General features: G+C 69.9%; 7 protein-coding genes. 5 read left to right on the plus strand and 2 right to left on the minus strand.

Annotation, left to right across the window (positions count from 1 at the left end):
- Positions 1 to 288: 288 nt before the first annotated feature.
- Complete coding sequence (locus tag ACK5F2_RS16220) at positions 289 to 2334, minus strand: site-specific recombinase (protein WP_409866471.1); 2046 nt, start codon at positions 2332 to 2334, stop codon at positions 289 to 291.
- Positions 2334 to 2708 (minus strand): Co2+/Mg2+ efflux protein ApaG, encoded by a 375-nt coding sequence (gene apaG / locus ACK5F2_RS16225; RefSeq protein WP_409866473.1) that lies wholly within the window; start codon positions 2706 to 2708, stop codon positions 2334 to 2336. The genes ACK5F2_RS16220 and apaG overlap by 1 nt, the downstream gene beginning before the upstream one ends.
- A 92-nt stretch (positions 2709 to 2800) precedes the next feature.
- Between apaG and ACK5F2_RS16230 the strand changes: the two genes are divergently transcribed.
- The 5 genes from ACK5F2_RS16230 (at position 2801) to ACK5F2_RS16250 (ending at position 6970) form a co-directional block, all read left to right on the plus strand.
- A complete protein-coding gene (locus tag ACK5F2_RS16230) occupies positions 2801 to 3445 on the plus strand; it encodes a DNA-3-methyladenine glycosylase I (RefSeq protein WP_409866474.1) in 645 nt (214 codons plus the stop codon).
- Positions 3446 to 3493: 48 nt separating this feature from the next.
- Positions 3494 to 4264, plus strand: a complete 771-nt coding sequence (locus tag ACK5F2_RS16235; protein ID WP_409866476.1) for a substrate-binding periplasmic protein — start codon at positions 3494 to 3496, stop codon at positions 4262 to 4264.
- A 75-nt stretch (positions 4265 to 4339) separates the two neighbouring features.
- A complete protein-coding gene (rpe, locus tag ACK5F2_RS16240; protein WP_409866478.1) occupies positions 4340 to 5023 on the plus strand; it encodes a ribulose-phosphate 3-epimerase in 684 nt (227 codons plus the stop codon).
- Positions 5024 to 5113: 90 nt separating this feature from the next.
- Complete coding sequence (locus tag ACK5F2_RS16245) at positions 5114 to 5599, plus strand: low molecular weight protein-tyrosine-phosphatase (protein ID WP_409866481.1); 486 nt, start codon at positions 5114 to 5116, stop codon at positions 5597 to 5599.
- Between the two features lie 51 nt (positions 5600 to 5650).
- Positions 5651 to 6970, plus strand: a complete 1320-nt coding sequence (locus tag ACK5F2_RS16250; protein ID WP_409866484.1) for a diguanylate cyclase domain-containing protein — start codon at positions 5651 to 5653, stop codon at positions 6968 to 6970.
- The last annotated feature ends 107 nt before the right edge of the window (positions 6971 to 7077 follow it).

A 7077-nucleotide genomic window follows, 5' to 3' on the forward strand; every position in this document is an offset into this window, starting at 1 on the left:
TCAGCAGGGCCAAGGCGCCCAGCGCCTCCAGCAACAGTACTCCCATGATGTCGTTGCGCTCCTTGTTTGGCCTGCTGGCGGCCGCGATTCTAGGAGGCCTGCTGGCCGCCTGCAGCAGCACCGTACCCCGGCCGCCCGACAGCCGGCCAAACAAGGAGCGCAAAGACATCATGGGATTACTGTTGCTGGAGGCGCTGGGCGCCTTGGCCCTGCTGATTTTCATTGTCTGGTGGACGATGTTCTCGGGTCGCAAGGGGGGCGAGCGCCCCCGTGACGAAGATCAGGAGCCTAGGCCTTAGGCTCGGTCGGCGCCTCGGGACGAGGCGGCAGGAAGAAGCGGCGCGGGTTCTCGCGCAGGCGGCGCCAGATGGCGGCGCGCAGGCGGTCGCGCTCGGCCAGTTTGAGGCCGCGCGACTGCAGGGCCACCTTGAAGGCCAGCAGAAAGCTCACCGAGAGATTGAGCAGGCCGGTGAAGGGGATGGCGGCCACACACCACCAGAACTCCGGCCGGCGCAGCACCTCCCAGCCCAGGGCGCCTGCGGCGGCCGCGATCTGGCCGGTGGACAGGGTGACGTGGCGCACCTCCAGGGGCAGGGCGAAAAAGCCCAGCAGGGCCGGCACCAGACCCAGCATCAGGCCCAGGGACACATTGGCCGCCAGGCCCGAGATATTGCCGCGCCACCACTGGGCCCAGCGCTGGGCCCGCTGTGCCCCGAGGCGCGCCACGATGCGCGGGTTCCAGGCGATGGCGGCATCCAGGCGGTGAAAGACAAACCAGTTCTCCACCCAGCCCGCGATCAGGCTGGAGGCAAAGAGCAGCACGCCGGTGAAGGCGGCAAACAGCAGGGTGGGGCCCAGCAGGGTCATGGAGTGCAGCACGTACTCGGCCTGCTGCGGGCCCACCAGGGTCTGGCCAAACAGCAGGGCACACAGCAGCTGCACCGCCAGTACCACGGGGGCCACCACGGCCAGATTGCCCACGATGCCCGCCATCTGCGAGCGCAGCAGATGGGCCACCTCGTCCACGAAGTCCTCGCGGCCGGGCTCGTCGGCCACATGGTCCAGCTTGGCGGCCATGGCCGGCGCCGTCATGGCGGGCTGCTTGGTGGCCACGGTCCAGTGCAGCAGCTGGATGAGCACAAAGCTCAGGGCGTAGTTGGCTCCGGCCCAGAAGCCGGCCCAGAAGGCGCCCAGGGACAGCGCCATGACCGCGAACTTGACGAAGGTGGTGCCCGCGATCACCAGGCCGCCGCCGGCGGCGCGGCGCAGCATGTCGCGGTACTCGGCGGCATTGCGGGTGATGTAGTGCTCGCCGGTCTCGGCGCTGCGCTCGGCCACCTTGCGCGCCAGCAGCGAGTAGTGGCGGGCAAACAGGGTGCGCAGGCTGCGCCGGGCCTGGACCACGTCCACCAGGCTGCTGGTCAGGCGCAGCAGCTCACGCTGGGGCTGTTCGGAGACCAGGCAGTCCAGCAGCATCTCGATGCGGCGCAGCCGCTCCAGCAGCTGCTCCACCTCGAACATGATGTCCACCGAGACGCCGAATTCCTCCAGATGGCGCGGCACGCTCTCGGCCGCGAGCCGGCAGTGGTCCAGCAGGGCGCGCAGATAGCGCAGGGCGGGCGCCAGGGCCTCGGGATCGTCGGCCAGCAGGGCCTCGCCGAAGCGCTCGGTGGCGCCGGGCAGCTGGGCAAAGGGTTGCGGAGCACCCAGCAAGCCTTCCTCCATGCGCAGGCGCAGCGGGCCCGAGAGGCCGGCGGCATGTACGGCACCGGTCAGCATGGTCAGGCCGCTGAGCATGGGCCGGCGCCAGATGCCGGTGCCAGGCAGGGCCTGGTCAAAGAGGGTGCCCAGGCGAGCCAGCAGGGCCTCGTCCATGGCGTTCAGCCAGGCGGCGTCCTGCGGGTCGGGGAAGAGCAGGTCAAAGAGCTCTCCGAGCTCGCGCGTGTCCACGGTGTCGGGCAGCAGGCGCAGGCGCAGGCGGTGCAGGGCCTCGCTCCACAAGGCCATGCGGGGCGCAAAGCCCACGTCGGCAAACAGGCCCTCGGCCCGCATGTCCTGCCAGACCGAACCCAGCACCGCGGCAAAACGCGTCGCGGCCTCGGGGTTGCGCTCCAGCATATTGAGCAGATGCGTCAGGCGCAGCAGGGGCAGGGGGCGGGCGCCCTCGGCGGGCGTCTCGTCAGCCTCGCGGGCGGCCGGGTGGCGCAGCCACTCCAGCAGGCGCACCAGCCAGAGATTGCGGGCGGCCAGTTCGGCGCGGGGATCGGCGGCGTTGAGCAGGGCGGTGAGGTCCCAGCTGCCGCCGCTGTTGCGGTCGCGGGCCGCTGCGCGCATCAGTGCAGCAGGCCCGGCTCGGCCAGGGCGAACTCGGGCACCGGGGCGTAGAAGACCTCGGCCTCTTCGGTCACGCAAAGGAAGCGGCCGCTCATGCTGCCCTGGGGCGTGGCGATCTGGGCCCAGGAGCTGTACTGGAAGCTCTCGCCGGGCTGCAGAAAGGGCTGATGGCCCACGACGGCCAGGCCCTGCACCTGCTGGACCTGACCGCGGGCGTCCGTGATGGTCCAGTGCCTGGCGATCAGCTGGGCGGCGACATCGCCGATGTTCTCGATGGTGATCTTGTAGCTGTAGGCAAACAGTCCATGTTCCGGATCGGTCTGCTCCGGCAGGGCTTGCACCACGGCACTGCAACGGAATTGCGCTTGAGCCATGCGGCATTCTAGGGTCAGGCCCGCTATGCTGGCCGCCGCAGCCACCATGCCCCCGAAGACCGCGGGGCCGCCCCCAGGAGAGGAAGCCCATCATGTCCGAGCCCCAGCTCTTCCTGCCCCATGACGGGCGCCCGCGCTGCCGCTGGTGCGCCGCGGGGGCGGACTGGCCGCCCTATCTGCACTATCACGACACGGAATGGGGCTTTCCGGTGGCCGATGAGCGGCGCCTGTTCGAGAAGCTGAGCCTGGAGGGTTTCCAGTCCGGCCTGTCCTGGCGCACCATCCTGGCCAAGCGCGAGGCCTTTCGAGCCGGCTTCGCCCAGTTCGAGATCGACGCGGTGGCCGCCTTTGGCCCGGCCGATGTGCAGTGCCTGCTGCAGGACGCCGGCATCGTGCGCCATCGCGGCAAGATCGAGGCCGTGATCCACAACGCCCGCTGTGCCCAGCGTCTGCGGCAGGAGCAGGGCTCGCTGGCGGCCTATATCTGGTCCTTCGAGCCCCGGCCCGAGGCCGAGGCTGCGCACCGCGACCAGACCGAGTCGCCCGCCTCGCAGGCCTTGTCCAAGGACTTGAAGAAGCGCGGCTGGAAGTTTGTGGGGCCCACCACCATGCACGCCTTTCTGCAGTCCATGGGCCTGATCAATGACCATGCCGCGGGCTGTGTGATCCGCGAGGAGGTGGCGCGGCGCCGCCAGGCCTTCCAGGCGCCCGGATCGCCGGGCTGTACCGCTTCCTAGGGTCTGCACGTGGGCGGCCTTGGCGCTTGCGGCCGCTATGCTTGCCCCATGGTCTTGCTCAGTCGCTTGCTGCCTCGCTGGTCCATGCTGCTGGCCCTGTGCCTGTATCTGTCGGTGGCAGCGGCCCAGCCCCTGCGCAGCATTGCGCAGTCGGGTGCGCCAGTGAAGTACGCGGCCCCCGGCGAGGCTCGCGCCGGCCTGTGCCGCGAGGCCGCCCAGGCCCTGACGCAGTTCGACCCCCGCCTGCAGATTGCGGGCCTGGAGCGAGAGGCCTCGCTGCGGCGCATCGAGCGCATGCTGGAGCAGGACGAGATCGACGTCTTCCTGTGTTTGCTGGACACCCCCGAGCGCCGCGCTCGCTTTGACTTCCTGAGCGTGCCCATTTATCGCGTGCGCCATGTGCTGGTGCAGCGCCGGGAGGATGAGCGCCGGATCGAGAGCTATCAACAGCTGGCCCAGCACAGCCGCGGCCTACCGGTGCTGGTGGCTCAGGGCTCGGCCCTGGCGCGGCAGCTGGATCGCCAGGGCGTGCGCTACAGCGATGCGCCCGGCAATGACATCGTCGCCCTGCGCATGCTGCTGGCCGGGCGCGGCGATGCGGTTTATGGGCAAGACATGACCCTGGCACCCTTGCTGCGCCTGCCCGAGTTCGAGGGGCGGCTGCGCCTGGGCGAGGTAGCGCTGGCCGAGGAACGGCACTACCTGGCTCTCAGCCGGCGGCTCCCCGGGGCCACGCGCCAGCACCTGGAAACCGCCCTGGCGACCCTGGAGCGCCAGGGCACGCTGCGCGAGCTGGCCGAGCGCTACCGCCGGCCCTGAGGCGCCGGGCGCGGGGCCGACTCAATAGAATCCGGCCACTCCCACCTCTCCAGCTTGACCGAGCTAGCGCGCGCAATGAGCACCACCTATCGCATCGCCCCCAGCATCCTGTCCGCCGACTTCGCCCGCCTGGGCGAGGAGGTCCGCCATGTGCTGGCGGCCGGGGCCGACTGGATCCACTTTGACGTGATGGACAACCATTACGTGCCCAATCTGACCTTCGGACCCATGGTCTGCGAGGCGCTGCGCAAGCATGCCGTCAAGCCGGATGGCACGCCCGCGCCCATCGATGTGCATCTGATGGTCCAGCCCGTGGACGCCTTGGCCCAGGCCTTCTGCCGCGCGGGTGCCGATCTGGTGAGCTTCCACCCCGAGGCCAGCGCCCATGTGGACCGCACCCTGCAGCTGATCAAGGCCGAGGGCAAGCAGGCCGGCCTGGTGTTCAACCCGGCCAGCTCCCTGGAGGTGCTGGAATGGGTGATCGACAAGGTGGATCTGGTCCTGATCATGAGCGTGAACCCCGGCTTCGGTGGTCAGAGCTTCATTCCCAGCGCGCTGCGCAAGCTGGAGGCGGCGCGCAAGATCATCGACAAGAGCGGCCGTGATATTCGCCTGGAGATCGACGGCGGGGTCAAGGTCGACAATATCCGCCAGATCGCCGACGCGGGCGCCGATACCTTTGTGGCCGGCTCCGCCATCTTCGGCAAGCCCGACTACAAGGCGGTGATCGATGCCATGCGGGCCGAGCTGGCGCGCTGAGCCCGAGGCCCGGGGCCGGGGTGAGGCCCCTTTTCCTGGGACAGGCGCCGGCCTGCGCGATGGGGCCGGCTTGCCTATGATGTGGTCGACATGAATACCCGCCCTTCAAGCCCGGCTCTGCTCCTGGTCTGCACCGCCAATATCTGCCGCTCGCCCATGGCGGAAGCCGTGATCAAGGCCCAGGGGCTGTTCGCCCAGGTCGAATCGGCCGGTCTGCATGCCGGCCCGCGCGGTGAGCCCGTTGATGCCCGTGCCCTGCGGGCCCTGGGCAAGCGCGGCTATGAGCTGGGGCGGCGCTGGCGGTCCCGCCCCGTGGCGCTGGAGCGGCTGGAGCTGTTCGATCTGGTGCTGGTCATGGAGCTGGAGCATCTGCAATGGCTGCGCGAGCGTGCGCCTGCCCATCTGCATGAGCGCCTGCAGCTCTTCATGGACTTTGTGCCCGGGCGCCGGGGCCAGGAGTTGCCGGACCCCTACTACGGCAGCGAGCAGGGCTTCGAGAATGTGCTGGACTTGGTGGAGCAGGGCGCGGCCGGACTGCGTCAGGCCCTGGAGCGCGGACTGTTGCAGCCAGCCTGAATCGGGGTCCTTGCGGTGACGCAATCCGGCGCCAGGGCTTAAGCTGCGCGCATGCAGATCCGCAGCAAGCTCGCGCTTCATTTGGCGACCCTGCTGGCGCTGGTGTCCCTGCTGCTGGCGGCGCTCTACACCTTGGTGCATGCCTGCCAGCTCCGGGAACAGCGGCAGCTGGAGGGCTTGCGCCTGCACACCCTGGCGGCAGAACTGCCCTTCAGTGCCGACGCGCTGGGCCGCATGGCGCGGCTGTATGTCTACAGCGGCGATGTGCGTTATCTGCGCTTCTACGAGGAGCTGCTGGACATTCTGGAGGGGCGCCGCGAGCTGCCGACGGGCTACGGCCCGGGCTACTGGAATCTGCGCGAGGCCGGAGCACCCGTGGCCACGCCCGGCGTCGGCGAGGCCCATTCCTTGCTGGCGCGCCTGCGCGCGGCGGGGGCCAGCGAGCAGGAGCTGGCCGAATACGAAGCGCTGCTGCGTCGACTGATGGGCCTGGTGGGCATGGAACGCCAGGCCATGAATCTGGCCGGCGAGGCCTGGACGGCCGGCTTGGCGCGTCGGCCGGCCGTGTTTGGCGAGGCCTATCTGCGCGAACGCGCGGCCCTGGTCACCCCCTTGCAGCGCCTGCAGCAGCAATTGCAGGAGCGCCTGGTGCACGCGCAGCGCGAGTCCCATCTCCAGGTGCGCCGCTCGGCCTGGGTGGCGGGTGCGGTAGCGCTGCTGCTGGTGCTGCATGCCTTATGGGCTGCCTGGCGCTTTGACAGCTCGGTGCGCCGGCCTCTGGCCGTGCTGCGGCAATGGGGCGCCGCCGTGCGCGCCGGGCGGCTGGACAGCCGCACCCGGCTGGACAGCGCCGATGAATTTGGCGAGCTCTCCTCCGTGATCGACGAGATGACGGCCTCGGTGGAGCGCAGCCTGGCCGAGCTGCGCGAGGAGGTGCAGCGCCGCAAGCGCGCGGAGGAGGCCGTCCAGCACCTGGCCAATCACGATGCGCTCACGGGACTGCCCTCGCTGCGCCTGCTGCATGACCGGCTGGACCGTGCCCTGGCCCGGGCCGAGCGTCAGCAGGAGCAGCTGGCGCTGATCTTCATCGATCTCAACGGCTTCAAGCCGGTGAATGACCGCTACGGTCACGAGGCGGGCGATATGGTGCTCAAGGTGGTGGCGCAGCGCCTGGCCGGTGCGCTGCGCGATTCGGACACCGTGGGTCGTGTGGGCGGGGACGAGTTCGTGGCCGTGCTGGTGGATGTGGCCGGGCGCGAGGCGGCCGAACTGGTGCGGGCCAAGCTGGAGGCCCTGGTGGCCCAGCCCGTCTACCTGCCGGGTGCGCAGCTGGCGGTGCAGGTCAGCGCCGCCATGGGCCTGGCCCTGTAGCCCGCGCCGGCGGCGTCGCGCGCCGTCTCGGGATACAGGGCCAGGCCGACATGGAGATGTACGCGCGCAAGGCGCAGTACAAGCGCGCCAACGGCGAGCCCCTGGGG

Origin of the sequence: Roseateles sp., assembly GCF_046300915.1 — a bacterium.
Classification (GTDB): domain Bacteria; phylum Pseudomonadota; class Gammaproteobacteria; order Burkholderiales; family Burkholderiaceae_C; genus Kinneretia.